The sequence below is a fragment of the Oleiphilus sp. HI0079 genome, from assembly GCF_001635105.1.
Genome location: NZ_LWFT01001177.1, coordinates 1 through 1,498 on the forward strand (window position 1 = coordinate 1; position 1,498 = coordinate 1,498).

1 protein-coding gene is annotated in these 1,498 nt (G+C 44.3%); it reads right to left on the minus strand.

The window, feature by feature from the left end; genetic code table 11:
• Window positions 1-1,352: hypothetical protein (locus A3750_RS20945; protein ID WP_197475211.1), on the minus strand; the 1,352-nt coding region annotated here is incomplete at its 3' end.
• Window positions 1,353-1,498 lie beyond the last annotated feature (146 nt).

Genomic DNA, 1,498 nt, shown 5'->3' on the forward strand with positions numbered 1-1,498 from the left:
GTCGGAGGATTATTTAGAACATCTTGATCCGTAATTTTTAGAGGCAGAGCTTGGTGTGAAAACGTGCACTTTCGATTTGTACAAAAAATCTGCAATGTGCTTCCCGAAATTCTGGGGCCCATTAGGTGAGCGTCTCTATCAGGGTCACTGTTCGGAGGAGGCAACAAATCCGTACCACAATTAGGACATTCTGAAACAATGATCTTATGTCGAACATCCCTTGAATCGAACAGATTGTCTAGATCTTCTCTCGCATCGTCTACCTTATTGTAGGTCGGGTCTCCGACAAACATTCCAACACTAAATGGCTCATCACCGTATACTTGGGATGTCTTCCTAACTTTTTCAAGGGCTACCATGAGAGAGGAGATTCTAGAAAATTGATCCGTCGTTAAGAACCTCAATGTATAGCGAGCTAGAACACTCGTGCCCCCAGATATGCTTGATTCATATCGGCACCTCCGCCTCAACATCTCAAAAGAAGCGAGTAGGAGATAGGCCTCCGTTTTACCTCCGCCAGTCGGAAACCAGATCAAGTCTGCAATGTCTCTATCATTTTCTGCGCCTTCAAGTCCGGCGAACGAAACGAGAAAAAATGCTAACTGGAATGGCCGCCAGCTAGGATTCAGTCCGATACTTTCGAACGTCTCTGCTTGAGGCACTACCTCTTCTGAAGCAGGAACAGGCCAACTCAATCCCTCGCTCTGCCTATCATTCCTTAGTTTTTTAAGTCCTGAACTTTGGGCCATTTGGAACAACATCGCCTGATTTGCATGACAAAATGTTTCGTACAAATCAGTCTTCTCTTCAAGAAGGTCGATGCCCGCTCTCATTCGCATTAGAGTACTTTTCATGCGATCAACTAATTCAAAACCCGCATCCTCGAGCCCATGAACTACCATATTTTCTTGATCGCTCATCCAATCTTCGTAGTGATTAGCGAGAGACCTGAACCCCTGAATACACTCCGACTTTAACGAAGGATCACAAAGCCGCCTTAACTCAAATATGGACTGTTCAGAAAAGCTTTTCCCCTTTGCTTCCAAACGATCAAACAAAGGTCTATTGACGTATTCAGTCGGTATGTAATCAATATAAATTTGCTTTGGCTCTGTGGGATTCGACCATCCTACGGAGACGCCATGACCAACGGCGAATGTCTTTTGATGAGCAAATTGTAAGGCCAAGATTTGCTCTTCTAAATCAGAAGTCACTCTATGGCCTGATTCATACTGCTCAAAAGGTAATTGTTTAGATATCGCGAGTTCTGTCTGAAACACCCGTTTTTCGACTTCACTCTTGCGGGCTGATTGTTTATCTGATTCCACCGTTTGACGATTTATCAAAGACACCGTGACGACTTTACTTTTGGGCCTTTCAATTGAAGGGCGAACGTCTATTCTAAGCTCGCAGAGCCCGTCGAAAACTTTCCTAGTAGAGTCTATCGGCTTTAAATCAGAAACATGGTCCTCAAGAGGAAAACGAGAATAGCCTTCCT